This is a genomic window from Mycobacterium sp. NS-7484 (assembly GCF_001953975.1).
Lineage (GTDB): Bacteria > Actinomycetota > Actinomycetes > Mycobacteriales > Mycobacteriaceae > Mycobacterium.
The window spans coordinates 1-26,800 of record NZ_MBEJ01000097.1 but is presented as its reverse complement, the minus strand read 5'-3'; the positions used below and the strand labels follow the sequence as shown (position 1 = coordinate 26,800).

27 protein-coding genes and 1 pseudogene are annotated in these 26,800 nt (G+C 66.6%); 17 read left to right on the top strand and 11 right to left on the bottom strand.

Annotated elements, in window-relative coordinates:
- Positions 1-10: 10 nt before the first annotated feature.
- From A5733_RS18140 to A5733_RS18125, 4 genes are all read right to left on the bottom strand, one after another.
- Entirely contained in the window at positions 11-733 is a 723-nt protein-coding gene (locus tag A5733_RS18140; protein WP_076241125.1) for a class I SAM-dependent methyltransferase, read from the bottom strand.
- Entirely contained in the window at positions 727-1,971 is a 1,245-nt protein-coding gene (locus A5733_RS18135; protein WP_076241124.1) for a glycosyltransferase family 4 protein, read from the bottom strand. Before A5733_RS18135 ends, A5733_RS18140 begins: the two co-directional genes overlap by 7 nt.
- 130 nt (positions 1,972-2,101) lie before the next feature.
- The gene (locus A5733_RS18130; RefSeq protein WP_076241123.1) at positions 2,102-2,557 is read right to left on the bottom strand and encodes a PPOX class F420-dependent oxidoreductase; all 456 of its coding nucleotides are present in this window, start codon (positions 2,555-2,557) and stop codon (positions 2,102-2,104) included.
- Complete coding sequence (locus tag A5733_RS18125; RefSeq protein WP_076241136.1) at positions 2,532-3,089, bottom strand: hypothetical protein; 558 nt, start codon at positions 3,087-3,089, stop codon at positions 2,532-2,534. Before A5733_RS18125 ends, A5733_RS18130 begins: the two co-directional genes overlap by 26 nt.
- 124 nt (positions 3,090-3,213) lie before the next feature.
- On the opposite strand from A5733_RS18125, the gene A5733_RS18120 reads away from it, so the two are divergent.
- From A5733_RS18120 to A5733_RS18065, 13 genes are all read left to right on the top strand, one after another.
- Positions 3,214-3,492 carry a hypothetical protein gene (locus A5733_RS18120; protein ID WP_076241122.1) on the top strand — a complete coding sequence of 93 codons (279 nt, stop codon included), beginning with the start codon at positions 3,214-3,216 and terminating at the stop codon, positions 3,490-3,492.
- Between the two features lie 35 nt (positions 3,493-3,527).
- Positions 3,528-4,325: a DUF427 domain-containing protein gene (locus tag A5733_RS18115; RefSeq protein WP_076241121.1), complete on the top strand. Its 798-nt coding sequence runs from the start codon at positions 3,528-3,530 to the stop codon at positions 4,323-4,325.
- 29 nt (positions 4,326-4,354) lie between these two features.
- Positions 4,355-6,181 carry a hypothetical protein gene (locus A5733_RS18110; RefSeq protein ID WP_076241135.1) on the top strand — a complete coding sequence of 609 codons (1,827 nt, stop codon included), beginning with the start codon at positions 4,355-4,357 and terminating at the stop codon, positions 6,179-6,181.
- A 2-nt stretch (positions 6,182-6,183) separates the two neighbouring features.
- Positions 6,184-6,351 carry a hypothetical protein gene (locus tag A5733_RS27560; RefSeq protein ID WP_233152722.1) on the top strand — a complete coding sequence of 56 codons (168 nt, stop codon included), beginning with the start codon at positions 6,184-6,186 and terminating at the stop codon, positions 6,349-6,351.
- Positions 6,348-6,779, top strand: a complete 432-nt coding sequence (locus A5733_RS18105) for a hypothetical protein (RefSeq protein WP_076241120.1) — start codon at positions 6,348-6,350, stop codon at positions 6,777-6,779. Before A5733_RS27560 ends, A5733_RS18105 begins: the two co-directional genes overlap by 4 nt.
- Complete coding sequence (locus tag A5733_RS18100) at positions 6,776-8,062, top strand: hypothetical protein (RefSeq protein ID WP_076241119.1); 1,287 nt, start codon at positions 6,776-6,778, stop codon at positions 8,060-8,062. The genes A5733_RS18105 and A5733_RS18100 overlap by 4 nt, the downstream gene beginning before the upstream one ends.
- Before the next feature lie 9 nt (positions 8,063-8,071).
- Positions 8,072-8,641, top strand: a complete 570-nt coding sequence (locus A5733_RS18095) for an isochorismatase family protein (protein WP_076241118.1) — start codon at positions 8,072-8,074, stop codon at positions 8,639-8,641.
- Positions 8,642-8,851: 210 nt separating this feature from the next.
- Positions 8,852-10,951, top strand: a complete 2,100-nt coding sequence (glgX, locus tag A5733_RS18090; protein WP_076241117.1) for a glycogen debranching protein GlgX — start codon at positions 8,852-8,854, stop codon at positions 10,949-10,951.
- Between the two features lie 268 nt (positions 10,952-11,219).
- Positions 11,220-11,696, top strand: coding sequence for a MarR family winged helix-turn-helix transcriptional regulator (locus A5733_RS18085; RefSeq protein ID WP_076241116.1), 477 nt, complete (start codon positions 11,220-11,222; stop codon positions 11,694-11,696).
- Positions 11,693-12,523: an ATP-binding cassette domain-containing protein gene (locus A5733_RS18080; RefSeq protein ID WP_076241115.1), complete on the top strand. Its 831-nt coding sequence runs from the start codon at positions 11,693-11,695 to the stop codon at positions 12,521-12,523. Before A5733_RS18085 ends, A5733_RS18080 begins: the two co-directional genes overlap by 4 nt.
- 43 nt (positions 12,524-12,566) lie before the next feature.
- A complete protein-coding gene (locus A5733_RS18075; RefSeq protein ID WP_082957757.1) occupies positions 12,567-13,319 on the top strand; it encodes an ABC transporter permease in 753 nt (250 codons plus the stop codon).
- A 57-nt stretch (positions 13,320-13,376) separates the two neighbouring features.
- Positions 13,377-14,534 (top strand): acyl-CoA dehydrogenase family protein, encoded by a 1,158-nt coding sequence (locus A5733_RS18070; protein ID WP_076241114.1) that lies wholly within the window; start codon positions 13,377-13,379, stop codon positions 14,532-14,534.
- A gap of 8 nt (positions 14,535-14,542) precedes the next feature.
- Positions 14,543-15,643, top strand: coding sequence for an acyl-CoA dehydrogenase family protein (locus A5733_RS18065; protein WP_076241113.1), 1,101 nt, complete (start codon positions 14,543-14,545; stop codon positions 15,641-15,643).
- On the opposite strand, the gene A5733_RS18060 is transcribed toward A5733_RS18065, so the two are convergent.
- The 3 genes from A5733_RS18060 to treS all read right to left on the bottom strand — a co-directional run bounded on the left by A5733_RS18060 (position 15,593) and on the right by treS (position 20,453).
- The gene (locus A5733_RS18060) at positions 15,593-17,053 is read right to left on the bottom strand and encodes an MFS transporter (RefSeq protein WP_076241112.1); all 1,461 of its coding nucleotides are present in this window, start codon (positions 17,051-17,053) and stop codon (positions 15,593-15,595) included. The two genes, A5733_RS18065 and A5733_RS18060, sit on opposite strands and share 51 nt — an antisense overlap.
- Positions 17,054-17,343: 290 nt before the next feature.
- On the bottom strand, positions 17,344-18,666 hold the full coding sequence (locus A5733_RS18055; RefSeq protein ID WP_076241111.1) for a maltokinase: 1,323 nt from the start codon (positions 18,664-18,666) through the stop codon (positions 17,344-17,346).
- Positions 18,663-20,453: a maltose alpha-D-glucosyltransferase gene (gene treS / locus A5733_RS18050; protein ID WP_076241110.1), complete on the bottom strand. Its 1,791-nt coding sequence runs from the start codon at positions 20,451-20,453 to the stop codon at positions 18,663-18,665. Before treS ends, A5733_RS18055 begins: the two co-directional genes overlap by 4 nt.
- Before the next feature lie 283 nt (positions 20,454-20,736).
- On the opposite strand from treS, the gene A5733_RS18045 reads away from it, so the two are divergent.
- Genes A5733_RS18045 through A5733_RS18035 form a run of 3 tightly spaced genes read left to right on the top strand, consistent with a single transcriptional unit; the run spans position 20,737 to position 22,524 of the window.
- Positions 20,737-21,126, top strand: a complete 390-nt coding sequence (locus tag A5733_RS18045) for a hypothetical protein (RefSeq protein WP_067775628.1) — start codon at positions 20,737-20,739, stop codon at positions 21,124-21,126.
- 58 nt (positions 21,127-21,184) lie between these two features.
- Positions 21,185-21,922 (top strand): HugZ family protein, encoded by a 738-nt coding sequence (locus tag A5733_RS18040; RefSeq protein WP_369830953.1) that lies wholly within the window; start codon positions 21,185-21,187, stop codon positions 21,920-21,922.
- A 32-nt stretch (positions 21,923-21,954) separates the two neighbouring features.
- Positions 21,955-22,524, top strand: coding sequence for an orotate phosphoribosyltransferase (locus tag A5733_RS18035; protein ID WP_067775620.1), 570 nt, complete (start codon positions 21,955-21,957; stop codon positions 22,522-22,524).
- Between the two features lie 25 nt (positions 22,525-22,549).
- Here A5733_RS18035 and A5733_RS18030 read toward each other — a convergent pair whose 3' ends face one another.
- The 4 genes from A5733_RS18030 to A5733_RS18015 are packed head-to-tail and all read right to left on the bottom strand — an operon-like array spanning position 22,550 to position 26,368.
- Positions 22,550-23,584: an ABC transporter ATP-binding protein gene (locus tag A5733_RS18030; protein ID WP_067775617.1), complete on the bottom strand. Its 1,035-nt coding sequence runs from the start codon at positions 23,582-23,584 to the stop codon at positions 22,550-22,552.
- Entirely contained in the window at positions 23,581-24,354 is a 774-nt protein-coding gene (locus A5733_RS18025; RefSeq protein WP_067775614.1) for an ABC transporter permease, read from the bottom strand. Before A5733_RS18025 ends, A5733_RS18030 begins: the two co-directional genes overlap by 4 nt.
- Positions 24,351-25,223 carry an ABC transporter permease subunit gene (locus A5733_RS18020; RefSeq protein WP_067775611.1) on the bottom strand — a complete coding sequence of 291 codons (873 nt, stop codon included), beginning with the start codon at positions 25,221-25,223 and terminating at the stop codon, positions 24,351-24,353. Before A5733_RS18020 ends, A5733_RS18025 begins: the two co-directional genes overlap by 4 nt.
- 8 nt (positions 25,224-25,231) lie before the next feature.
- A complete protein-coding gene (locus A5733_RS18015) occupies positions 25,232-26,368 on the bottom strand; it encodes an ABC transporter substrate-binding protein (RefSeq protein WP_076241108.1) in 1,137 nt (378 codons plus the stop codon).
- A 160-nt stretch (positions 26,369-26,528) separates the two neighbouring features.
- On the opposite strand from A5733_RS18015, the pseudogene A5733_RS27990 reads away from it, so the two are divergent.
- A pseudogene (locus tag A5733_RS27990) lies at positions 26,529-26,800 on the top strand (hypothetical protein); the annotation flags it as partial.

The window sequence follows — 26,800 nt, the reverse complement described above, 5'->3', positions numbered from 1 at the left end:
CGCGCACCGCCTACCCGTTGGATTCCGGCTTGCGGAAGTAGAGCGCGACGCTCTTGCCGATCACCGGGTTCAACAGTGATTCGGCGGTGCGGGTCAGCCAGGGCCGCCCCATCATGTCCCACACCAGCAACTGGTGGTACGCCTTGACGGCGGGATGGTCGTTCTTCTCGGTGCCGACCAGACATTTGAGCCACCAGTACGGCGAGTGCAGGGCGTGCTCGTGATGGGTGTGAGTGAGTTCGAGCCCGTGCGCGAGCACCTTGTCGCGCAGCTCGTCGGCCTTGTAGATGCGGATGTGTCCGCCCTCGTTGGCGTGATACTCGTCCGACAGCAGCCAGCACAGCTTCTCGGGGAGCCACCGCGGCACCGTGATGGCCAGTGAGCCACCGGGTTTGAGGACCCGCACCAGTTGCGCGATCGCCCGATCGTCCTCGGGGACGTGCTCGAGGATCTCCGACGCGATGACGCAGTCGAAGCTGGCGTCGGGGTATGGAAGGTCGAGCGCGTCACCCTTGACGGCCTCGCCCTTGGCCGACAACGGCACCTCGCCGGCTTCCCGCATGGCCTGCAGCATGGTGTCGACGTCGTTGAGGTCGGACACGCTCTGATCGAAACCGATCACGTTGGCACCGCGCCGGTATGCCTCGAAGGTGTGCCGGCCCGCGCCGCACCCGACGTCGATCACGCTGGTGCCCGGTCCGACACCGAGACGGTCGAAATCGACGGTCAGCATCGCGTCACCTTTCCTGCCCTGGCACGGGCCATCTCGTACACTGAAACCGTCTGTGCAGCAACCGATTCCCAACTGAAGACATCGAGTGCCCGTTGCCGTCCGGCGGCACCGAGCTTGCGTCGTTCCGACGGCGAGTCGAGCAGTTCACCGAGCACGGCGGTCAACTCGTCGACGTCGGCCGGGCGCACCAACCGGGCGCAGGCACCGTCGTCGCCCACCACCTCGGGCAGCGCGCCCGCCCGGCTGGCCACGATCGGGGTGCCACTGGCCATGGCCTCCACGGCGGGCAGTGAGAAACCCTCGTACAGAGACGGGATGCAGGCCACCTCGGCGGAGGCGAGCAGTGCGGCGAGCTCCTCGTCGCTCAGGCCGCTGGAGCTGTGCACGATGTCGGAAATACCAAGCTCGGCAATGAGTTTCTCGGTCGGACCGTTCGGTTCGAGCTTGGACACCAGCTGCACGTCGAGGTCGCGCGAAACTCGCAGCCGGGCCACCGCATGCAGCAGATGGCTGACTCCCTTGAGCGGCACGTCGGCGCTGGCGATCGCGATGATGCGTCCGCTCACCCGGTGCTCGGCCGGCTTGAACAGTTCGGTGTCCACGCCCAGCGGCACGATGTGCAGCTGATCCGGCGTCACCCCGAAGTCCTCGGCGATGTCGGCGGCCGAGGACGACGACACGGTGAGCAGTTCGGGGATCTGGCGGGCGACCTTCTTCTGCATCTCGGCGAACCCGTACCACCGCCGGACCAGCGGCTTGCGCCACCACTTGGCGGCGGCGATCTCGACGACCCGGTCCCGCGTGATCGGGTGGTGCACGGTGGCCACGACCGGCAGACCGCTCTCGGCGATCTTCAGCAGCGCCGAGCCCAGGCTCTGGTTGTCGTGCACCACGTCGAACTCGTCGCGACGCTCGGCCAGGATGCGGGCGACGCGCATGGTGAAGGTCCGCGGCTCGGGGAACCCGGCGCTCCACATCGTGGCGAGCTCGAGAGCGTCGATCCGGTCGCGGATCTCGCTGGGCTTGGGCACGCGGAACGGGTCGGGCTCGCGGTAGAGGTCCAGGCTCGGAACCTTGGTCAGCTTGACCCGAGGGTCCAGCCCCTCCGGATAGGGCTGACCGGAGAACACCTCGACCTCATGACCGAGTTCGGCCAGCCCGCGGCTCAGATAGCGCACGTAGACGCCCTGGCCACCGCAGTGAGTCTTGCTCCGATAGGACAGCAACGCGATACGCATAATCAGATCACCCGACGGCCGGAGACGTGCTGAGCTGGGAATTCACGCTCACGCGTCGACCCCGAACCCTCTGGACATGTGTCCAGACTATAGTTTGACCTGCTAGCGGACGCAACGCGTGCGTAAGCGCTCAGGCCGGCGGGAATCCCCCGGTGGCGACCGGACCCCAGTGGGTAGGCGTGATCCGGATCAGGCATTTGCCCTGGTCGACCATCGCCTGTCGGTACTCGTCCCAGTCGGGGTGCTCACCGGCGACCGCGCGGAAGTAGTCGACCAGCGGCTCCACCGCCTCGGGCAGGCCGATCACCTCGGCGGCGCCGTCCACTTGCACATACGGCCCGTTGAACTCGTCCGACAGGACGGTGACGCTCGCCCGCGGGGTGCGACGGAGATTGGCCGCCTTCGCCCGCTGCGGATAGCTGGCGATCACGATGCGGCCCTGCTCGTCCACCCCGCCCGTCACGGGAGAGGTCTGCAGCGAGCCGTCGGCCCGGAACGTGGTCAGCACCATGTGGTGCCGCGGGCGCACGAAATCGAGCAGTTCGTCGATCCCTACGGTGTCAGCGGTCGCATACTTTCGGGCCATGGTTCGACGGTAAGACAAATGCGAACGGTCGGGGGAAACCGAGCCCGGTCAACCTGGCACCCCGAACGGCCGCGACATCGACCGACACCACCTTGCCCGACGACGGTTCGTAGCATTCCAGTACCTCGCTGCCCTCGCCGACGAGCAACACCCAGTGCCGTGGGATGCCCCGCTCGCCGATGAGCATGGCCACGGGCCACCCCTGCGTGACTGCGGCGCGCACGTCCGACAACGGGTCGCGGGCACCGCGGAAGTGGCGCCAGCGGTATGTCACTCCCCGTTTCGCACTGTGCGCGCCGAGCGCACGGGCCATGCCGGCGGGCGTGGTGCCGAGCCGCCGAGGCCAAATCCTGTTGACAACAGCGTGAATTCGGCCCTGCTCGGCGGCGAACCAGGTGTCACTGTCGGGGGCCAGCAACTCCGCCCGATACGCCGGGTCCAGCATCGCGCCGGCCACCACCGCGACGGTCGGGCCACACGAGATCCCATCGCGCTGCCGCAGCCGTAACGCCGCCAGTTTCCCTGGTTTCACACAGATCCAGTCATCTCGGCGCTCAATTCCTGCCATCGGAACTAAAGGCCCGTCACCTGCCGGTTTAAACCGATATACCGCAGCGTATCGAAATGCCGCGGACCAGAACAGGAGGAGCACACCGATGCGGAACACACGAATCCTCACTGCAGCCATCGGCGGTCTGGCCGCCGTCGCCATCGGCCTGGCCGGACCGGCCGGCGCCGCGCCCGACGGCCCCGGCGATGCCCAACAGACCATCAGCCGGCTGCAGTCCCAGGGCTACACGGTGATCGTGAATCGCCTCGGCACCACACCGTTGGATCAGGCCGCCGTGGTGGCCGTGCGGCCCGGACCGCACTACAGCCGCACCGACAGTTTGAGTGCGGTCACCCAACGTACGGTCTACGTCGACGTCAAGTAGCAGACAGCAGCACCTTCCGGGTCGATAATGGCCCGATGGCGGTGAAGATGGCCGATCTGTTGGGCAGCCAGCTCGGCTCCCTGCGATATCAGGCCACTCCCAAGCGAATTCGAGTCTGCCTCGGTGGCGAGCCCGTGGCCGACACCACCGACGCGATCCTGGTGTGGGAGCCACGGCGGGTGGTGCCGACGTACGCCGTGCCGCGTTCGGCGCTGACGGCACAATTGGTTCCGGCGGGCGGGGACGTCGGGGACGACGAGATCCCCGGCTTCCTCGATCCGTCGATACCGTTCACCGCGCACACGTGTCCGGGGACGGCGTTCGATGTCATCGCGGGCGAGGAGACCGGCGCAGCCGCCGCCTATCAGCCCGACGATGCCGATCTGGCCGGTTATCTGATCCTGGACTTCGCGACGTTCGAATGGCGTGAGGAGGACGAGCCGATCGTCGCTCATCCGCACGATCCGTTCCACCGGATCGACATCCGACGCAGCCGACGGCGCATCCGGGTCGAGCTCGACAGGCGGGTTCTGGCCGAATCCTCCCGTCCCACATTGCTATTCGAGACCGGGCTACCCACCCGCTATTACCTGCCACGTGAGGACGTCACCACATTGCAGTTGAGCGACACCGTCACGTACTGCGCGTACAAGGGTCGCGCCACGTACTACTCGCTGCCGGGTGGGCCGGCCGATCTGTTCTGGGCCTACCACGAGCCACTCATCGAGGCGGAACCGATCCGCGACCTGGTGTGTTTCTTCGACGAGCGGGTCGATGTCTTTGTCGACGGCGAACGTCTGTTTCGGCCTGCCTGGTTCTGGCAACATCACTGACCAACACAGTCAGCTGACCGGAGGTCATGATGGGCTCATCGGAGGTCACGCTCAGCGCGGCCGCAGGCACCGAGGGCGGCGGCGCCGCGCTCGACCAGGTGATCGGCATGTCGGTGGTCGCAATGATCGTGACGGTAGCGCTGCTGTGGATCGGTTACCTGCACCGCAACCGCCGCATCACGTGGCTGAACAACTTCGCCGAACGGTTGGGCCGTAAATTCCACCGGCCGCCATGGGTGGCGCTGCAGGTGTTCCTGTTCACCGCGACGATCATCTGCGCGCTGTTCGGCTTCATCTGGGATGTCAGCCTGCACATCGGCAAGGGACGCGATGCGGGCCCACTGGCCAACCCGGCGCACTACTTCATCCTGATCGGCCTGTTCCTGCTGTTCATCGCCGGCTCGATGGCCATCGTCCTGCCCTACGACAAGCCGGGACCGGCGGCCCTGCGGATCACCCGCAGCTGGTACGCCCCGGTGGGCGGCGTGTTGATGGCGGCGTGCGGGCTGTACGCGCTCATCGGTTTCCCGCTCGACGATATCTGGCACCGCATCTTCGGCCAGGACGTCACACTCTGGGGGCCAACGCATTTGATGCTGATCGGGGGCGCCGGGTTGTCGCTGATCGCGGTGCTGCTGCTCGAGCATGAGGGCCGGGTGGCAATGGGCCCGGACGCCGAAGAGGACACCAAGTTCAACAAGTTCCTCTATTACCTGTCGTTCGGCGGTCTGTTCATCGGGCTCTCGGTGTTCCAGATCGAATACGACTTCGGCGTCGAGCAGTTCCGGTTGGTGCTGCAGCCCATGATGATCGCGGCAGCGGCCGCGCTGGCCGCCGTCGCCGCACGGCTGGTGCTCGGCCCGGGCGGCGCCTTGATCGGGGCCGCGTTCGCCATCGTGCTGCGCGGGGCGGTCGCTTTCATCGTCGGACCGGTCCTTGGTGCCCCGACCAGTTGGTTCGCGCTCTATCTGGGCCCCGCGCTGGTGGTCGAGCTCATCGCCCTGACCCCATTGGTCAAGCGGCCCATCCTGTTTGGCGCGGTCGGCGGCCTCGGTGTGGCCACCCTCGGTCTGTGGCTGGAATCGTTGTGGATCGGCGCGGTCTATCACTATCCGTGGCCCACCAGCATGTGGGGTGAGGCGTTGGCCATGGCGATCCCGGTGGCCATCGCCATGGGGATGTGTGGCGCGCTGCTGGCCTTGGTGCTCAACGGTCAACCGCTGCCCCGGCCCGCGGCGGGCATCTCCATCGTCGTGGCCACGGTCCTGGTGATCGGTGGCGCCGTGGCCAACGGGCTACGCACCGACGTACCGGAAAATGCCCGCGCCACAATTACATTGACCGACCTCCCCGAGCATGACGGCCAGCGCATGGTCTCGGCCGATGTCCAGATCACCCCGCGCGACCTGGTCGGCGACAACCCGGAGTGGGTGTCGATCCTGGCCTGGCAGGGTGGTCTGGCCAACCAGCACGGGCTGGTGATCGACCGGCTGGACAACGTCGGGCCGGGGCACTACCGCTCGACGCAACCCATCCCGGTGTCGGGAAGCTGGAAGACCTTGCTGCGGGTGCAAGACGGCACCACCATGGCCGGGGTGCCGATCTACCTGCCCGCCGACCCGGGGATCGGCGCCACCGAGACCCCGGCCCTGGCAACCAGCGATCGAGAGTTCGTGCAGGAGATTACGATTCTGCAGCGCGAACGCAATCTGAATCACCCGGCCTGGTTGTACAACGTGGCTTCTTTGGTGGTCCTGGTGTGCACGCTGATCCTGATCGCCGGGTTGAGTTGGGGTGCGGGCCGGATCAACGCCAAGGAGTTGGCCTCGGGCCGGGAACCCGCCGGACAGACATGATGGTGGATCAGGTTCAGTACCAGGCTGATCACACGTTGTTGCTGGCGTTGCCGGCCTTCGCCCCGGCCGTCGTCGTGGTCGGGGTGGTGGTGTACGTCGCGATGCGGGACCGGCGCCGGCCGCGTCAGGATGACGAGTCGGACACCGCAAGCGAAGATGGTTCACCGTGATCAACCTCAAAAGCAGTGTCATCGTTCTGGCGTCCGCTCTCGCGCTGGTGACAGCGGGGTGTGGCGGCTCGAAAAGCACCGAGAATGCCGATGGTTCGGCCAGTCCCACGGCGACCACGGTGAGTCCGTCGGACATGACCGACGAGCAGCACGCTCCGGCCCGGCTGCTCATCGACGTCACGATCAAGGGCGGCGAGGTGACACCGACCAACGAGCGGCTGCAGGGCAAGGTCGGCCAGCCGATCGTGGTGCGGGTCAACAGCGATACCGACGACGAGCTGCATGTGCACTCCAACCCCGAGCACAGCTTCAAGGTGGAGCCGCGTAACGGCCAGCAGTTCCAGTTCACGGTCGACGTGCCGGGCACCGTCGACATCGAGCTGCATCACGCCAACCGCACGATCGCCAGCGTGCAAGTGCAGCAGTGACGCCCGAGTCGACCGCGGTTCTGGCCCATGGTCTGGGCGGCTCGACTGATCTGCCGATCCCTTACACGTACGCGCTGATCGGCGCGGCGTGGACGTTGACGTTCACTTTTGCGGTCGTAGCACTGGCCTGGCGTCGGCCCCGGTTCGATCCGGACAAGCCCGCAGTGGCGCTGCCGACCTGGGTGACGTCGGTGGTGGACGCCGCGGTGACCCGATGGACGGTGGGCCTACTCGCGCTGGCCTTGACCGGGTGGGTGGCGTTCACCGGGTGGACCCGGGCGCCGAACGCCAACCCGCTGCCGGGAGTCTTCTACGTCCTGTTGTGGGTGGGCATGGTGGCCGCCTCGGTGTTGTTCGGTCCGGTGTGGCGGCTGATCTCCCCGGTGCGCGCGCTGTACCGGTTCATTCCGGTGTCCGCTCGTCTGAGTTACCCGGAGCGGCTCGGCTATTGGCCGGCCGCCGCCGGGCTGTTCGCGTTCGTGTGGTTGGAGCTGGCCAGCCCGGACCCGGGATCGCTTGCAGCGATTCGTAATTGGCTCGTGATCTACCTGGTGGTGACGTTCGCCGGTGGGCTGTGTTGCGGGCCGCGGTGGCTGGAGAGCGCCGACCCGTTCGAGGTGTACAGCACAGCCGCTTCGAAGCTCTCGCCGCTGCGTCGTCATGACGGGCGGTTCGTGATCGGCAACCCGTTCGATCACCTGCCGTCGCTGCCCGTGCGCCCCGGGCTGGTGGTGCTGCTGGCGGTGTTGCTGGGCTCGACCGCATTCGACAGCTTCTCGGCAATGCCCCAGTGGCGTAATTTCGTCGACGCGCACTCCGGTTCGCCGGTCGAGGCCAGCCTGATCCGCACCGCGGGACTGCTGGTGTTCGCCACCACGGTGGCAGTCACCTTCTGGGCCGCCACCCGGACCACCGGCGGCGTCGACCGCCGGTTACGGAGCGAATTGCCCGGGCTGATGGCGCATTCCCTGGTGCCCATCGTCATCGGCTACGTATTCGCGCACTACCTGTCGTATCTGGTGGAACGCGGGCAGCAGACGGTGATCCTGCTGTTCGGGCTGCACGATCTGCAGGTCAGCTATTTCCTGTCGGCGCACCCGTCGGTCTTGGCCACGCTCAAGGTCGGTTTCGTGTTGGCCGGTCACGTTGCCGGGGTGATCGCGGCGCACGACCGTGCCCTTCGCCTGTTGCCGAAGCAGCATCAGCTCACCGGGCAACTCGCGACGATGCTGGTGATGGTCGGCTATACCTTCACCGGGCTCTACCTGCTGTTCGGCGGGTAGCCTCGGGGCATGCAGCGGTCCAGGCAGGCCCACGCGCTCATCGTCGTCGACGTGCAGAACGATTTCTGCGAAGGCGGTTCGCTGGCCGTGTCGGGCGGGTCGGAGGTGGCGCAGAAAATCACCGATCTGCTGGCCACCGACCACGGATACGACCACGTGGTGGCCACCAAGGATTTCCACATCGATCCGGGCGACCACTTCTCCGACACTCCCGACTACCGCACGTCCTGGCCCCGGCATTGCGTCGCCGAGACCGCCGGTGCGGATTTCCATCCGAACTTCAGCCCCGCCGCGGTGGAGGCCGTGTTCAAGAAGGGCCATCACTCGGCCGCATACAGCGGGTTCGAAGGGGTCGACGACGCGGGGACGACGCTGGCGGACTGGCTGAGCCGACGAAACGTCGCGGCCGTGGACGTCGTGGGCATCGCCACCGACTACTGCGTGGCCGCCACCGCTGCCGACGCTGTCAAGGCCGGCTTGCAGACCCGGGTGCTGACCGGCCTGACCGCCGGGGTCGCGCCCGGGAGTACGACCGCCGCATTGGCCGAGTTACGTTCCGCCGGAGTGGAGATCAGCTAGTTGGCGGGCGGTCCAGCGTGATGATGCCGACAGCGTCTTGACGTTTAATCCGAAGCGTGCGGTAACTCGGCAGCTCAGGGTCGGTGGTCACGGCCGGCTCCCTTCGGTTTCGGCAAGGTCCCGCCGTACATTCTCACGGCCGGAAGCGCCTCGGGCCCGTATGGTCGATTTGTGACTGTCGCGGATCGAGCTGAACCGAGCGAGCTGGAAATGTGGCGGGGCAAGGCTTACCCGCTGGGTGCCACCTATGACGGTTCTGGCACCAATTTCGCGTTGTTCAGTGAGGTCGCCGACCGGGTCGAGCTGTGCCTGTTCGACGCCGAGGGTAACGAGACCCGGCTGACCCTGCCCGAGGTGGACGGATTCGTCTGGCACGGTTTCATTCCCGGTATCGAGCCGGGCCAACGCTACGGCTACCGGGTGTACGGGCCCTACGACCCGGACACCGGTCACCGGTGCAATCCGAACAAGCTCCTGCTCGACCCGTATGCCAAGGCCATCGACGGGACCTTCGACTGGAACCAGTCGCTGTTCAGCTACGACTTCGGTGATCCCGATACCCGCAACGACGACGATTCCGCGCCGAGCATGCCCAAGGCCGTGGTGATCAATCCGTACTTCGACTGGGGTGTGGACCGGCCGCCCAAACACGAATACGCCGACACCGTCATCTACGAGGCGCACATCAAAGGCCTGACCCAGACCCACCCTGACATCCCGGAGAACATCCGCGGTACCTACGCCGCGGTGGCCCACCCCGTGATCATCGAGCACCTGAAGGCGCTGGGGGTCAACGCGGTCGAGCTGATGCCCGTGCACCACTTCGCCAATGACTCGACCTTGGTCGACAAGGGTTTGTCGAACTACTGGGGTTACAACACCATCGGGTTCCTGGCGCCCGACGCCAAGTACAGCTCCAGCTCGACTGCGGGCGGCCAGGTGCAGGAATTCAAGGCCATGGTGCGGGCCCTGCACGAGGCCGAGATCGAGGTGATCCTCGACGTGGTCTACAACCACACGGCCGAGGGCAATCACCTGGGCCCGACCCTGTCGATGCGCGGCATCGACAACGCCGCCTATTACCGGTTGGTCGACGACGACAAGCAGTACTACATGGACTACACCGGTACCGGCAACAGTCTCAACGTCGGCCATCCGCATGCGCTGCAACTGATCATGGACTCGTTGCGCTACTGGGTCATCGAGATGCACGTCGACGGGTTCCGGTTCGACCTGGCCGCCACGCTGGCCCGAGAGTTCTACGACGTGGACCGGCTGAGCACGTTTTTCGAACTGGTGCAACAGGATCCGATCGTCAGCCAGGTCAAGTTGATCGCCGAGCCCTGGGACGTCGGGCCCGGCGGCTACCAGGTGGGCAACTTTCCGCCGCAGTGGACGGAGTGGAACGGCAAGTTCCGCGACACCGTGCGCGATTACTGGCGTGGCGAACCGGCCACACTCGACGAGTTCGCCTCCCGGCTGACCGGTTCGGCCGATCTGTACGAGCAGACCGGACGACGACCGTTCGCCTCGATCAACTTCGTCACCGCCCATGACGGCTTCACGTTGCGGGACCTGGTGTCCTACAACGAGAAACACAACGAGGCCAACGGCGAGGACAACCGCGACGGGGAGAGCAACAACAAGTCGTGGAACTGCGGTGCCGAAGGGCCGTCCGAGGATCCGGCGGTCAACGAGCTGCGGGCCCGTCAACAGCGCAATTTCCTCACCACTCTGCTTCTGTCCCAAGGTGTTCCGATGATCTCGCACGGCGACGAGCTGGGCCGCACGCAGGGCGGGAACAACAATGTGTACTGCCAGGACAACGAGATCTCCTGGATCGACTGGGACAGTGCCGATGCGGATCTGATCGAGTTCACCCGTGCGGTGTCGGCCCTACGTGCCGCGCACCCGGTGTTCCGGCGCCGCAGGTTCTTCGACGGCCGGCCGGTTCGCGAGGCGGGGGCGGCGGTATTGCCCGACATCGCCTGGTTCTCGCCTGACGGGTCGGACATGACCACGGAGGATTGGGAGACCGGATACGCGAAGTCGGTGGCGGTCTATTTGAACGGGCAGGGCATCGCCGATCTCGATGTGCGCGGCCAACGCGTCGTCGACGACTCGTTCCTGCTGTGTTTCAACGCACACTACGAGCCGATCGAGTTTGCTTTACCACCGGCACAATTCGCGGCGCGGTGGGTTCCGGCGATCAGCACTTCGGCAAACTCGATCACCGATCCGATCGAGCCGGGTGACACCGTAAGCGTGGACGCCCGCGCGGTCCTGGTACTCCAAGCCGAATCAGATTGAGCGTCAATTCCAGGCGTTGCTCATCGCGTTGATCTGCCTGCTGTAAGCAGGAAGTCTGGTACCTTGAACGGGTAGCAGCCGTGGCCGCCTCAGTAGACGTTGAGCGTTCGTTCGATGTCGCCGGCCGGGCGGGCCGGCGGGTACGAGCCGAAGAGCGGCGGCAACTACCCTGCGGCCACGGCTGCGGCTTCTCAGCGGGTTTGCCGCGCGCACATTTCAGACCATTTCTACCCTGCAATACCTCTGTTACAGAGGTATTCTCGGGCGGGTGGACACCCAACGCGATCTCGTCGGTGAGCTGTTCAGCGTCGTCGGCCGGTTCCGCAGACAGCTTCGCCGGTCCACCGGCGGCGGCTTCGACGTCGGAGCCGGCAAGGTGGCCGGCTCGGGCACCTTGACACAGTCACAGGGAGAGCTGATGCGCCTGGTCGGCCGCAGACCGGACATCTCGGTGCGGGAATCGGCCGCCGAACTCAGCCTGGCACCCAACACCGCCTCCACCCTGGTATCCCGGCTCGTCGCCGAGGGACTGCTCACGCGCACCGCCGACGACGGCGACCGACGGGTGGTCCGGTTGCGTCTCACGCCACCCGCCCAAGCGCTGGCCGACGAGACCCGAGCGGCCCGCCGGGCCGCGCTGAGCGCCGCCCTGGCACAGCTCGACAAGACCCAGATCGACGCCCTGGCACATGGATTGGACGTGATGAGCGAACTCACCCGGCTGTTGCACGAGAGCGAACAATGACCGTCGAACCTGCCATCGACTGTGAGAACTTGACCCACCGGTACGGCGCGTTCACCGCCGTCGACGACCTGACCCTTCAGGTGCGGCGCGGCGAGACCATGGGCCTGCTGGGGCCGAACGGGGCGGGCAAAACCACCGCGGTGCGGGTCCTGACCACGTTGACGCCCGTGCAACAGGGAACGGTGCGGATCTTCGGTCTCGACGCCACCCGTCGCACCATGGATATCCGGCACAACATCGGCTATGTGCCACAACAACTCTCGATCGAGGCGGCGCTGACCGGCCGGCAGAACGTGGAGCTGTTCGCCCGGCTGTACGGCGTGCCGCGCACCGAACGCGCCGACCGGGTGAACCAGGCGCTGGGGTCGATGCAGCTGCTCGATGTGGCCGACGAGGTCGCAGGCACCTACTCCGGTGGCATGGTGCGTCGTCTCGAGTTGGCCCAGGCCCTGGTCAACCGTCCCTCATTGCTGATCCTCGACGAGCCCACCGTTGGTCTGGATCCCATCGCCCGGGACAGCGTCTGGGTCCAGGTCGACCGGATGCAGGCCGAGTTCGGCATGACCGTGCTGCTCACCACGCACTACATGGGCGAGGCCGACGCCCTCTGCGACCGCGTCGCGCTCATGCACCACGGCCGGTTGCAGGCCCTGGGGACCCCTTCGGAGCTGAAGGACCTGGTGCGGCAGGCCACGAATGCCGAGGACGTCACGCTCGAGGATGTCTTCCGGTACTACGCCGGTTCGGATCTGAGTGACGCCGACCATCAGCCCGGCGGTATCGGCCCTGTGCGCGCGACCCGCAGGACGGCCCGTCGTGTCAGCTGAAACCCTGATCCTGGCCCCGCGCGGGATGCGCCGGGTCCGTGCGATGGCGATGCGGATGGCTGCCTTCGCGCTGGTCGAGCTGCAGAAGCTGCGCCACGACCGCACCGAGTTGTTCACCCGCATGGTCCAGCCGGCGCTCTGGTTGTTGATCTTCGGTCAGACCTTCAGCCGGTTACATCTCGTCGACACCGGCGGTGTGGAGTATCTGACGTTCCTGGCGCCGGGCATCATCGCCCAGTCCGCCCTGTTCATCTCGATCTTCTACGGCATCCAGATCATCTGGGACCGCGACGCGGGCATCCTGGCCAAGCTCATGGTCACGCCGGCCCCCGCCTCGGCGCTGGTGGCGGGCAAGGCATTCGCGGCCGGGGTGCGCTCAGTGGTGCAGGTGGTCGGCGTGGTGGCCCTGGCATATCTGATGGGCATCGCGATGACGGTCAATCCGCTGCGCATCCTGGCCGCGATGGCCGTGGTGGCCCTGGGCGCGGCGTTCTTCGCCTGCCTGTCGATGACGCTGGCCGGGCTGGTGCGCAAACGAGACCGGTTGATGGGCATCGGCCAGGCGATCACGATGCCCTTGTTCTTCGCCTCCAATGCGCTCTACCCCGTCGACATCATGCCGACCTGGTTGCGCTGGCTGTCCACGGTCAACCCGCTCAGCTATGAGGTCAACGCGTTGCGCGGGCTGCTGATCGGCACCCCGACGAACTGGGTACTCGACATCGGCGTGCTGATCGCGGCGGCGGTGCTGGGCATCGCAACAGCGTCGGCGCTGCTACGGAGGCTGGTCCGTTAAGGCCCAACCAACCGGATGGTTTAGGGTGCTGTCAGATCCACCGAGAGGGAGACGGTCATGCAACTGGCGCTCACACCGGAGGAAGCAGCTTTCCGCGACGAGCTGCGCACCTTCTACACCACGAAGATCCCCGCCGAGATCCGGGAACGGAACCGGCTGGGCCTGCCGCTCGGCAAAGACGCCATCGTCACGGCGCACAAGATCCTGCATGAGCACGGCCTGGCCGTGCCCAACTGGCCCCTCGAATGGGGCGGCAAGGACTGGACACCCAACCAGCACCAGATCTGGCTCGACGAGATGCAGTTGGCCAGCGTCCCCGAACCGCTGACCTTCAATGCCCGCATGGTGGGCCCGGTGATCGCCGAGTTCGGCTCACAGGAGGTCAAGGAGCGTTTCCTGCCGCCGACCGCGGCGCTGGACATCTGGTGGTGCCAGGGCTTCTCCGAGCCCGAGGCCGGCTCCGACCTGGCGTCGCTGCGCACCACCGCGATACGCGACGGCGACACCTACGTCGTCAATGGTCAGAAGACGTGGACCACGCTGGGTCAGCACGCCGACTGGATCTTCTGTCTGGTGCGCACCGACCCGCAGGCACCCAAGAAGCAGGCCGGTATCTCGTTCCTGTTGATCGACATGAACACTCCCGGCATCACGCTGCGCCCGATCAAGCTCATCGACGGCAGCGTCGAGGTCAACGAGGTGTTCTTCGAGGACGTCCGGGTCCCCGCCGACCAGCTCGTCGGTGAGGAGAACCAGGGCTGGACCTACGCCAAGTTCCTGCTCGGCAACGAGCGCACCGGCATCGCCCAGGTGGCCCGCACCAAGGTGCGTCTCGCCGAGGTGAAGGAACGAGCCACCGCCAGCGGGCTGATTGCCGACCCGTTGTTCGCCGCCCGGCTGGCCGAGGCCGAAAACGACGTGCTGGCACTGGAACTCACGCAGATGCGGGTCACCTCCGATTCTGCCGACGGCAAGCCGAGCCCGGCATCCTCGGTACTCAAGCTGCGCGGCAGCCAGCTTCAGCAGATCGCCACCGAGCTCTTGGTCGAGGTGGCCGGCGCCGACGCGCTGCCATACGAGGCGGGCAACATCGCCTCACCGGACTGGGCTCAGCACGCCGCCCCGCACTACCTCAACTACCGCAAGACGTCGATCTACGGCGGTAGCAACGAGGTGCAACGCACCATCATCGCGTCCACCATTCTCGGATTGTGAGTTGAGCCATGGACTTTCAGCTGACCGACGAACAGAATCTGCTGGCCGACACCACCCGTGACCTGCTGAGCGGCTACGACACCGAAAAGCGCAACAAGGTGGTGGAAGCCGAGCCCGGCTTCGACCGTCAGGTGTGGAAGCAGCTCGCCGAGATCGGTGTTCTGGGCCTGGGTTTCGACGAGGACTCCGGTGGCCAGATCGAGATCATGGTGGTGCTCAACGAGATCGGGCGCCGGCTGGCACCTGAGCCGGTCCTGCACGGGGCGCTGGGCCCCGGCGCGATCATCGCCGAGGTGGGCACCGACGCCCAGCGTGCCCTGCTCGACGACGTCGCCTCCGGTGAGCGGATCCTGGCCTTCGCCCACACCGAGCCCGGCGTGCGCGGGGCGGCCGGGGTGACGACCACCGCGACGCGCAGCGGCGACAGCTGGACGCTGAGCGGCACCAAGAACCCGGTGCTCGCCGGCGATGTCGCCGACACCCTGATCGTCACCGCGGCGCTCCCGGATGGCGGCACCGGACTGTTCCTGGTCGACGCCGCCAACGTGAGCCGTCAGGGCTACCGCACCTTCGACGGCCAGCGCGGCGCACAGATCACTCTGGATTCCGCGGCCGCCGAGCCCCTCGGTGAGCCCGGCGACGCCAGCGCCGCCATCTCCCATGCGCTTGTGCGCATCTCGGCGGGGCTGTGCGCCGAGGCGGTGGGTGCGATGGACGAGTCGCTGCGGCTGACCACCGATTACCTCAAGTCCCGCAAGCAGTTCGGGGTCACCCTGAGCAAGTTCCAGACGCTGACGCAGCGGGCCGCCGACATGTACATGTCACTCGAGCTGGCCCGCAGCATGGGCACCTACGCGGCGATGTCGATCGCCGACGGACGCGTCGACCCGGTGATCGCGGCGCGGGCCAAGCTTCAGATCGGCCGTGCGGGCCGGCACATCGCGCAGGAGTCGATCCAGCTGCACGGCGGTATCGGCGTCACCGCCGAATACCCGGTCGGTCACTACGCCGCCCGGCTGACCGCCATCGAGCACACCCTGGGCACGTCCGCCGAGCAGCTAGGGACGCTGGTGGGCCAGTTGAGCAGCTACGAGATCGCCACGCTCTGACGCCGTCCGCCCGGCCGGTTCTCGCGGTATCGCCAGCGCCAGGAGGGCGGCGCCGGCGGCCGCGGCTGCGGCGATCAGCAGCGCGACACGGAACCCGGTCGGCGACGGCAGTGCCTGCCCGGCCACGACGACGGTCATCTGGGCCAGCACCGCGGTCATCACCGCGCTCGCCGTCGAGGTGCCCAGCGAGCGGGCCAGCGAGTTGATGCTGTTGGCCGACGCGGTCTCCGAGACCGGCACCGCCGCGTTGATCAACGCCGGCAGGGCCGCGAAGGCGAACCCGACCCCGAAGCTGACGATCAGGCCCAGCACCATCACGCCGAGCGCGCTGCCGAGCAACACCAGGCCGGACAGGTAACCCGCGGCGATGATCACGCTGCCGATCACCAGCACGACCTTCGGGCCGCGCGCAGCCACCACCCGCGCCGCGACCGGTGCGGCCGCCATCATCGCCAGGCCGCCGGGCGCCATCCACAGGCCGGTGGCGACCATGCTCTGCCCCAGGCCGTATCCGGTGTCGCGGGGCATCTCCAGCAGCTGCGGGCCCACCAACGACAGCGCGAACATGCCGAAGCCCACCGCGATCGACGCCAGATTCGTCAGCAGCACCGGGCGCTTCAACGTCGTGCGCATGTCCACGATCGGCGAGGGCGCGCGGTACTGCCACCAGGTGAACACCCCGAACACCACCGCCGCACCGCCGAACAGGCTCAAAGCGGTGGCACTGCTCCAGCCCCACATCCCGCCCTTCGAGATGGGCAGCAACAACATCACCAGGCCGATCCCCAGCGTGAGCGCGCCGAACGGATCGAAGCGGTGATCGGCGGACACCGGCTCCAGGTCTGGCACCAACAGGACGAACAGGATGCCGGAGGCCAGACCGAGCGCGGCGGCACACCAGAACAACGCGTGCCAGTTGAACTGCTCGGCGATCACCGCGGACAACGGCAGACCGAGCGCGCCGCCCACTCCCAGTGATGCGCTCATCAACCCCATCGCCGAGGCCACCCGCTCGGGCGGCAGGGCGGCGCGCAGCACGCTGATGCCCAGCGGGATGACGGGGGCGCCGAACCCCTGCAGCCCGCGGCCGATGATCAGCGGGATCAGCGAGGTGGTCAGCGCCGCGATGAGCGATCCGGCGAACAGCAACGCAGCGCACAGCACGAGAATCCACTTGGGGCCGTACATATCTGAAAGGCGGCCCAGCATGGGCGTGGCGACGGCACCGGTGAGCAGGGTCGCGGTGATCGCCCACGACGCGTTGGCGGCACTGGTGCCCAAGAGCGTGGGCAGTTGCGGGATCAACGGGATGATCAGCGTCTGCATCAGCGAGACGCTGATGCCCGCCGCTGCGAGTACGGCAATCAGCAGCCCACCGGACGCCGATCGCTGCACACGCTGTTCAGGCATCCCCAGAAGATAATTGATTAGCGTTCCTATCTGAGCCGGCGCCTGCGCAGTGGCGCCCGGGTGGGGTGCCGACCTGCCCGCCTAGCAGCGACTTTTCAGCGACGGAGTCGCTCGTATGCGGGCACGGGACAGCTCATGTTCATGAGGCCAGAGGTGCCCGTGTGTCAAAAACGGCGAGCGACAATGGGACTGGTGAGACTCCACGATACCGGTGTGGCGATTGTCGCTCGATTGTCGCTACTAGGCGGGCACGTCGGATACCCCGCCGAAATCCGCGACCGATGCGATTCTCAACCGATCAGCCGGGCCACCGAGGCCAGCGGAACCGGCAACCAACTCGGCCGGTAACGCGCCTCGTAGGCCGCCTCGTACACGGCCTTGTCCAGTTCGTAGGCCGCCAGCAGCGCCGCATGTTCGCGCGGGTCGGTACCGGCCACCGCGGCGTAGCCGTCGCAGAAGGCCGCGCTGTTGCGGTCGGCCCACTCGCGGGCCCGGGCGGACAACTGCCGGGCCCGCTCGTCGTCGGTGGCCAGATCCACCAGGCGTGCGTACGCCGCGTACTCGAAGGACCGCACCATGCCCGCGACGTCGCGCACCGGGGAGTCCGGGCTGCGCCGCAGCTGCAACGGCTGGCCGGGCTCACCCTCGAAGTCGATCAGCAGCCAGTGCTCGGGGGTGCGCAACACCTGGCCGAGGTGCAGGTCACCGTGTATCCGCTGCACCGTCACCTGTTCGTCGGCCAGCTTCCGGTAGCGGTCTTCGATCAACGAAACATGTTCGCGCAGTTCGGGTACCGCCTCGGCGGCAGTGGCCAGCCGGGCGGACATGAGATCGGCGGGGAACGGTGCCGACGCGGTGCCGAGCTGCTCGGCCAGGCAGGTGTGCACCGAGGCCACCGCCTCCCCCAACCGGTAGGACTCGGCAGCGAAGTCGCCACCGACCTCGTCGGCGTACAGGTCGCCCTCGGCGAACAGATCGCGGGTGCTCGCGGTGGCCATATCCCAGCCCTCGGCCGAGTTGGCCGCGAACTCGGTCACCATCCCGAGCGCAAATGGCTCACCGCCCCACTCGATTTCGGCCGACCCGAGCAGCCTGGCCACGTGCGGATTCTCGGCGCGCGCCAGCACCCGGTTGAGTTCGATGTCGGGGTTGATGCCCGGGGTGATCCGGCGGAACACCTTGAACACGGCATCCTGACCGAACACCACGCTGGTGTTGCTCTGCTCGGCCGCCGACACCCGCGGCGGGGCGTCCAGCGGCAAGGTGGCCTCGGGTTCCCTCGTGCAGCGCAATTCACCCACGGAGGCCGACCGGTCGATCATCTCCAGCAGATACCGGGCTGCCTCGGGGTCATAGAGGGCGTCGTAGGCGGTCCGGCCCTCGACGCTGTCGATGGTGGCCACCGAGCTGTACTCGTCGATCGGATCGGCATCCCACTTCACCAGCACCTGGTATCGCTCTGTGCTGCCGTCGCCGTAGGAAACGTCGAGCAGGTTCAGGTCCAGATCATCACCCAGGCTGAGTACCAGACCCGGTGTGGCGGAAGTCAATTCACGGCCGCGACCGGCATACCATCGCTGCTGGGTCAACCATTCGCCGAATTCGATACTCATTGCTGTGCTCCCGGATCATGCTCGGGTTCGCGGAGCTCGAACCAATAGAAACCATGCCCCGGCAGGGTCAGCAGGTAGGGCAGCTGGCCGATACTGGGGAACTCCACGTAGCCCGACATCTCGATGGGCGTATATCCGCACCACTCTTGCAGATTCAACTCGATGGGCTGCGGGAACCTCGACAGGTTGTTCACGCAGAGCACGGCGTCTCCGCCGGCCCCGCCGTCCTCCTCGAGCTGTCGTACATAGGCCAACACCGAGGGGTTGGAGCCACCGAGCTCACGGAACGTGCCCACCGCGAAAGCATCGTGGCGCCCCCGCACCGACAACATGTTGCGGGTCCAGTTCAGCAGCGACGTCGAACTGTCGCGCTGCGCTTCGACATTGACCGACTGGTATCCGTAGACCGCATCCTGGTTCGGCGGGAGATACAGCCGGCCGGGGTTGGCCTTGGAAAATCCGGTATTGCGGTCCGGCGTCCACTGCATCGGGGTGCGCACGCTGTCGCGGTCGCCGAGCCAGATGATGTCGCCCATCCCGATCTCGTCGCCGTAGTACAGCACCGGGGATCCGGGCAGGGACAACAACAGGGCGGTGAACAGCTCGATCTGGTTGCGGTCGTTCTCCAGTAGCGGGGCCAGCCGGCGCCGGATCCCGACGTTGGCCTTCATCCGCGGATCCTTGGCGTATTCGGCATACATGTAGTCACGCTCGTCGTCGGTGACCATCTCCAGCGTCAACTCGTCGTGGTTGCGCAAGAAGATCCCCCACTGCGCCATGTCGGGAATCGGCGGCGTCTGGGCCAGGATCTCCGAGATCGGGAATCGCGATTCCCGTCGCACCGCCATGAAGATCCGTGGCATCAGCGGGAAATGGAATGCCATGTGGCATTCGTCGCCGCCGGTCTTCGGATCTCCGAAGTACTCCACGACATCGGCCGGCCACTGATTGGCCTCGGCCAGCAGCACTCGGCCCGGGAACTCGTCGTCGACCACCTTGCGGCACCGTTTGAGGAAGGCGTGGGTCTCGGGCAGGTTCTCGCAATTGGTGCCCTCGCGCTCGAACAGATAAGGCACCGCGTCCAACCGGAAACCGTCGATGCCGAGGTCCAACCAGAACCGCAGGACGTCGATCATCGCTTCCTGCACGGCCGGGTTCTCGTAGTTCAGATCGGGCTGGTGACTGAAGAAACGGTGCCAATAGAACTGTCGCCGCACCGGGTCGAAGGTCCAGTTGGACTCCTCGGTGTCGACGAAGATGATGCGTGCGTCGGCGTAGCGGTCGCTGGTGTCGCTCCAGACGTAGAAGTCGCCGTAGGGCCCGTCCGGGTTGTGGCGCGACTCCTGGAACCATGCGTGGGAATCCGAGGTGTGGTTCATGACGAGGTCGGTGATGACCCGAATACCACGGCGATGTGCCCCGTCCAATAGCGTCACGAAATCCTCGACGGTGCCGAACTCGGGCAGCACCTTGTAGAAGTCGCGGATGTCGTAGCCGCCGTCGCGCAGCGGTGAGTCGTAGAACGGCGGCAGCCAGAGGCAGTCCACGCCCAGCCATTTGAGGTAGTCGAGTTGCTGGGTCAGGCCTTGCAGATCACCGACGCCGTCGGCGTTGGAGTCGTAGAACGCGCGAACCAGCACCTCGTAGAACACCGCCCGCTTGAACCAGTGACGGTCGGTCGGCAGCGTCCTGGCATGCGCGAAGTCCTCGGCGGCCGGATGCTCGACCACCGCGTGACCGTCTTGACCGTGGTCCGCGTGAACGTCGCCCATTTGAACTTTGTCCATCAGGCTCCCAACGTACCCACTTCGGCAGTACTCGACACCCGGAGAAGACCAAGCACTCCGAAAGGTTCCTGCAGCAACGTGATTCGCCGGTCGAGGCATGTTTGCGGGAAAACTAACGGTTGAATAAGAGACCGGGACGGGTTAGGTTTTTCCCGCATTTGTCTCCTCGTCGGCTATGGGCCGGCGATCACGAACATTCGACGAGGGATGGCCTGTGGGTGAGTCCGCACCAAATGACGGTGAAGCACCAGTAATCGTTGGTCTGTCCGATGCGGCGATGCACATGTACATCGCCGCCATCGACGCACTACCTCCCGTCGGGGACCCGGAATACGCCGATCGCGCGGGGGTCGTCCTCAGCGGTCTGCGCAAGCTGCAGACGTCGCTGTCGGAGGCGGCCGGCCGCAGCCGCGTCACCCCGTCGGTCATCGTCGCGCTCAGCGGCGTGCGCCACCGCTACGACGAGCTGATGACGACCGCGTCCGAGGGCCCCGGCGCCACGCTCGGTCAGCGTCTGTACGTCGCACGCAACCGCGCGAAGCTGTCCACCCAGGAAGCCGCCAACGGCGTCGGGCTCCGCAAGGACCTCATCGAGGCCGTCGAGGCCGAGGAGCCGGCGACCGAGTCCGAGACCGCGCAGATCAAGGATCTGATCGCCGCGCTCGGGGGCTGAGTTGCCCGATCATGGCGACCCAGGTGATGCCCCTTCGGTCCCTCCCCCGTTGACGGAGGTGATCGAGGGGGCTCGTCCGTCTGCAGCTGAAGAAGCCCGCACGATCGCCGCGTCGACGAACGTCGGCACGCTGGCGTCGTTGACCGCCGACGGTGACCCCTGGGCATCCTTCGTCACCTACGGCTTGCTGGCCGGTGCGCCCGTGCTGTGCGTCTCGAACATGGCCGAGCACGGCCGCAACCTCGCCCGCGATCCACGGGCCAGCATCTCGATCGTCGACCCCGGCTTCGGGTCAGATCCCCTGGCCAGCAGCCGCATCACACTGGCCGGCGTCGCCGAACGACCCGCCGGCGACGAGCTCGCCGCCGCCCGGCAGGCCCACCTCGACGCGGTGGCCGCCGCCCGCTATTACATCGACTTCAGCGACTTCTCCCTGTGGGTGTTGCGAGTGCAGCGTGTCCGGTGGGTCGGTGGCTACGGTCGGATGGACTCGACCACCGGCCAGGCCTACGCCGCGGCCGAGCCCGATCCGGTCTCGCCACAGGCTGGCGGTGCGATCGAGCATCTCAACGCCGACCATGCCGATTCGCTGGCCGACATGGCCCGCGCCTTCGGTGGCTACCCCGACACCGTCGCGGCCGTGTGCACCGCGGCCGACCGCTACGGCCTCGATCTGCGGGTCACCACCGAACGCGGGCAGGCCTACATCCGCGTCGGCTACAACGCGCCGATCAGCTCATACGGTGAGTTGCGCGCTGCCACAGCGGAGCTGGCGCGACGCGCCAGGCAGGCCTGAGCCACCGCCGGACGGTGCAATACGATCGCCGTATGCCTGAGCGCCCGGAAACCTGGCAAGCCGCTTTCGATCTGATTCGCACCCGCGGGTACGAACACCGTGAGGAGCCGTTCCGGCTCGCCAGCGGACAACTGAGCCACGACTACATCGACGGCAAGTACGCCATCGACACCGGTGAGCGCATGGCCATCGTCAGCCGGGCGGTCGCCGACCTGGCCGCCGCGCGCGGCATCGAGTTCGACGCGGTCGGCGGCTTGACCATGGGCGCCGACCCATTGGCGCACGGCGTGGCGATGGTGACCGGCAAGGCGTGGTTCTCGGTGCGCAAGGAACAGAAGTCCCGCGGCCGCGAACAGTGGATCGAGGGCACCCGGCTCGAGCCGGGCACCCGCGTGCTGCTGGTCGACGACGTGATCAGCACCGGCGGCTCCACCGAGATCGCCTATGAGCGGGTCACCTCGGTGGGCGCCGTCGTCACCGGCGTCATCCCGATGGTTGACCGCGGGGACATCGCCACCGGGCGGTTCGCCAAGCGTGGAGTGCCGTTCGCGGCGCTGGTCACCTACCGCGATCTGGGGATCGAACCGGTCAAGGACGTCTAGCGCTTAGCCAGATCACCGACCTGAGCTAAATCACCAACACCGGCAGGGGTTCAAGCGCGACGCTCACCGGTGCCCCGGGCTCGAAGAAGCGGGCCTGCGAGCTCGGCAACTGCGCGTGGATGACGGTGCCGTCCGGCAGGGTCAGGTACACCCGGGAGATCGAGCCCAGGAAGGCCACCGACGCCACCACCGCCCGTCCGCTCGGATCGGCCCGCAGCCTGATGGATTCGGGCCGCACCATGGCCGTACCGGCGCCCGCGGTCACCGAACCGCGCAGCGTCGGCACCTCGGTGCCGAGCAGCCGGGCCCGCCGGCCCGACACGCGTGCGGGCACCTTGTTGTGCAGCCCGACGAACTCGGCGACGAACGGTGTGGCCGGGCGCGCGTAGAGCTCGGTCGGTGTGGCAAGTTGTTCGAGTTTGCCGTGGCTCATCACGCCGACCCGGTCCGCAACGGCCAGGGCCTCCTCCTGGTCATGGGTGACGAACAATGTCGTTGTGCCGACCTCGAGTTGCACCCGCCGGATCTCGTCGCGCAGCTGGGTACGTACCTGTGCGTCGAGCGCGGACAACGGCTCGTCGAGCAACAGCACCCTCGGTTCGATCGCCAGGGCCCGGGCCAGCGCGACCCGCTGCTGCTGGCCGCCGGACAGTTCACTGGCATATTTGTTCCGGTGGGCGGTCAGGCCCACCAGATCCAGCATGTCACCGGCCCGGGACAGTCTGTGGCGCTTGGACTTTCCGCGCATCTTCAAACCGAAGGCGACGTTGTCCAACACGGTCAGATGCGGGAACAGGCTGTAGGCCTGGAACACCATGCCCATGTCCCGCTTGTTGGCCGGCACCGAACTGATGTCACGGCCGCCGACGAGCACAGCACCGGACGTGGCCTCGTCGAGACCGGCCAGGATGCGCATCGCGGTGGTCTTGCCACAGCCCGACGGCCCGAGCAGGGCGACCAACTCTCCCGGCCCGATGGACAGGCTCAACCCGTCGAGCGCGTTGACGTTGCCGTAGGTGCGGGTGAGTTTGCGAAGTTCGACGCCCACACTGGAATTCATGCCCTGGCTCCTGACGTCCGGGAGCGACCTCGGGTCACTGCCGCCAGCACCAACAAGAGCGCGAAACCGAACAGCAGCGTGGCCAGCGAAGCCGCCACCGAGGTGGGTCCGTCGCTCTTGCCGATCGCGACGATCTGAACCGGTAGCGTGTCGAAGCCGCTCAGTGAGGCGATGGTGTACTCACCGAGCACCACCGCGATGGAGATGAAGGCCGCGGACAGAATCCCCGACCAGATGTTGGGCACGATCACCCTTGCGATCGTGGAGAACCAACCCGCGCCCAACGATCGGGCGGCTTCGGCGAGGGTCTGCAGGTCGATGGCCGCCAGCGCGGAATCGATTGCCCGATAGGCGAACGGCAGCACCAGCACCACATAGACGAAGGTGAGGGTGAGCGCCGATTCACCGAGCAGGTACGTGACCCACAGGTAGACGTTGCGTAGACCCACCACGACCACCAACGCCGGGATGGTCAACGGCAGCAGGCACAGGAACTCGACGAACCGGCCCGCCCACCGGGCCTGCAACCGGACCCAGATCATCGTCGGTACCAACAGGATCAGCATCGCGATCACGGTGAACACCGCGAGCAACAGTGAGATCACGATGGCCTGATACAGCGCCTCGTCGGCCACCAGGTTGCGCCAGGCCGCCGCGGTACGTCCGCCCTCGATGAGGTTGCGGGTGGAGAAATCGGCCATGGCGTACAGCGGAAACAGGAAGAACAGGCCGAACAGCACCCACAGCGCTACCCGGATCACCCGGTTCATTTGAGCCACCTCGCCGATCTGCGCACCAAGGCGTTGTAGGCGAACATCACCACAGCCACCACCACGATCATCTCGAGCGCCAGCGCATAGGCGAAACCGGACTGCCCCAGCACCACCTCGCTGGTGAGCGCGGTCCGGATCAGCAACGGCACGATCGGACTGCCCTGACTGACCAGGGCCGCCGCGGTGGCATAGGCGGCAAAAGCGTTGGCGAACAACAGCAATGCCGAGCCCAGGAACGCCGGGGTGAGCAACGGGACAGCCACTTCCCGCAGGTACTGCCACCGTGACGCGCCCAGGCTCACCGCGGCTTCGCGCCACTGCTCGCGCAGACCCTCCAGGGCCGGCAGAAACACGATCACCATCAACGGGATCTGAAAGTAGGTGTAGACCAGGATCAAGCCGGCCAACCCGTAGAGCCAGCCGGAGCCCGACAGATCCCAGCCCAGGTGTTCGGAGACCCACAACGTCAGGACCCCGTTGAGCCCGATCGTGGCGAGGAATGCGAAAGCCAGTGCCACGCCCCCGAACTGGGCCAGCACGCTGCACAGCGCGAGCACCGCACGCCGCAGCATCGACGCCTGCGGGCTGCTGACGATCAACCACGCCAACACGGCGCCCAGAACTGCCCCGATCAGCGCCGTGCTCGCCGACAGCACAATGCTTTTGAACAGCGCAGTCAACGCGGTCCCGGTGAACAGGGCGGCGATGCGGTCCAGGGTGAACGTGCCGTCGGCGAAGAACGCCATGACGATCACCGTCGCCGTGGGCACGATCAGGAAAACCGTGACCACGGCCACGAACGGCAGCAGTGGCACGGCGTCGCGAACGCCCGCCCACACCCGTCGGCCCGAGATCCGATCCGGCATGGTCCGACTCAGCCGATCGCCTTGGCCCAGTTGTCGGCCAGATACTCGTTGGCAGTGTCGGTTTGGTCCTGGGTGGCGACGGTGACCGGCCCGTCGATGATGGGCAGCTGGCCGAAGGCGGCCCGATCGGCCGTCCCGGCGAGGATCATCTTGTCGGCGCGAACCGGCCGAACCCCGCCCTTGGCATACAGGTTCTGCCCCTCGTCACTGAACAGGAACTCCTGCCACAGCCGGGCCGCCGCGGGGTGCGGCGCGTCTTTGTTGATCGCCTGGAAGTAGTAGCCCGCGACCAGGGCTTCGTGGGGAACCACCACCTGCCAGCCGGGTACCTTCTGACTTTCGGTGCCGTTGAGGTAGTTCCAGTCGATCACCACCGGGGTCTGCCCCGACTCGATCGTGGCCGGGGTGGGATCGAGCGGCAGAAAGTTGCCCGCCTCGTTGAGTTTGGCGAAGAACTCGACGCCCGGAGCGATGTCGTCGGCGGACCCGCCGTGCGCCACCGCGGCCATCAGCACCCCGGCGAAGGCGGCCCCGGCTTGGGTCGGATCGCCGTTGAGCGCGACCTTGCCGTGGTATTCGGGCTTGAGCAGGTCATCGATCGTGGTGATCGGCGGGACCTTGGTCGAGTCGAAACCGATGGACATGAAGCCGCCGTAATCGTTGACCCAGGTGCCGTCGGGATCCTTCAACTTCGCCGGGATGTCGTCGAAGGTGGTCACCTTGTAGGGCGCGAACATCGAGGTGTTGGCCAGCGCCACCGATTGTCCGAGGTCGAACACATCGGGTGCGGTGCTCTTGCCCTTCTGCTGGTTGGCCGCGTTGATCTCTTCCTGGCTTGATGCGTCGGGCTGCGCCGAGTTCACCTTGATGCCGTACTTGTCCTCGAAGGCTTTGATGATCGCGCCGTAGTTCGCCCAATCCGGGGGCAGCGCAATCACATTCAGTTCACCCTCGGCCTTCGCCGCCGCGACGAGCTTGTCCATCCCGCCGAAATCAGCTACCGACGTGGCCTCGGCCATCTTCACTCCGGTGTCGGTTTCGGCACCGGCAGTGTCCTTCTGCGGCGGTGCGCACGCGGCCAGTCCCACGGTGACGACGGCCGAGACGGCCAGGGCGGATACCTTCGCGAACCTGGATGTGATCATTGCGAAACCCTCCGATGCTCAGGAAGCGCCGTCATGGCGCAGCGGTTGCTCGAACCTGTCGCCGGAGTGAACGAGTCCGCGGACAACGCGCACGGGCACCCTACCGCGACGCCTTCGAACTCGGCGCTCATTGTCGGGCCAGCGGGGATAGCATCGCGTGGTGTCTGTCCCCGGACCCGTCAGCAACTTCGAGCTTCACGACTGGTCGTTCAAACCGGCGCCGGTGCCCTGGTACCGGACCCGCCGCGCCACGCTCGCGTTGATTGCCACCGGCTTGGCCGCTGCCGCCATCGTGATCTCGGGTGTGCTGTTGCTGCTTAGGGATTCGGCACCGAGCGATACCCCGTCGCCGACCACGTCACCCTCCCCGTCGACCACCAGCCCGCCACCCTCACCGTCACTGCGGGTCGGGGTACCACCTGTCTCTTATAC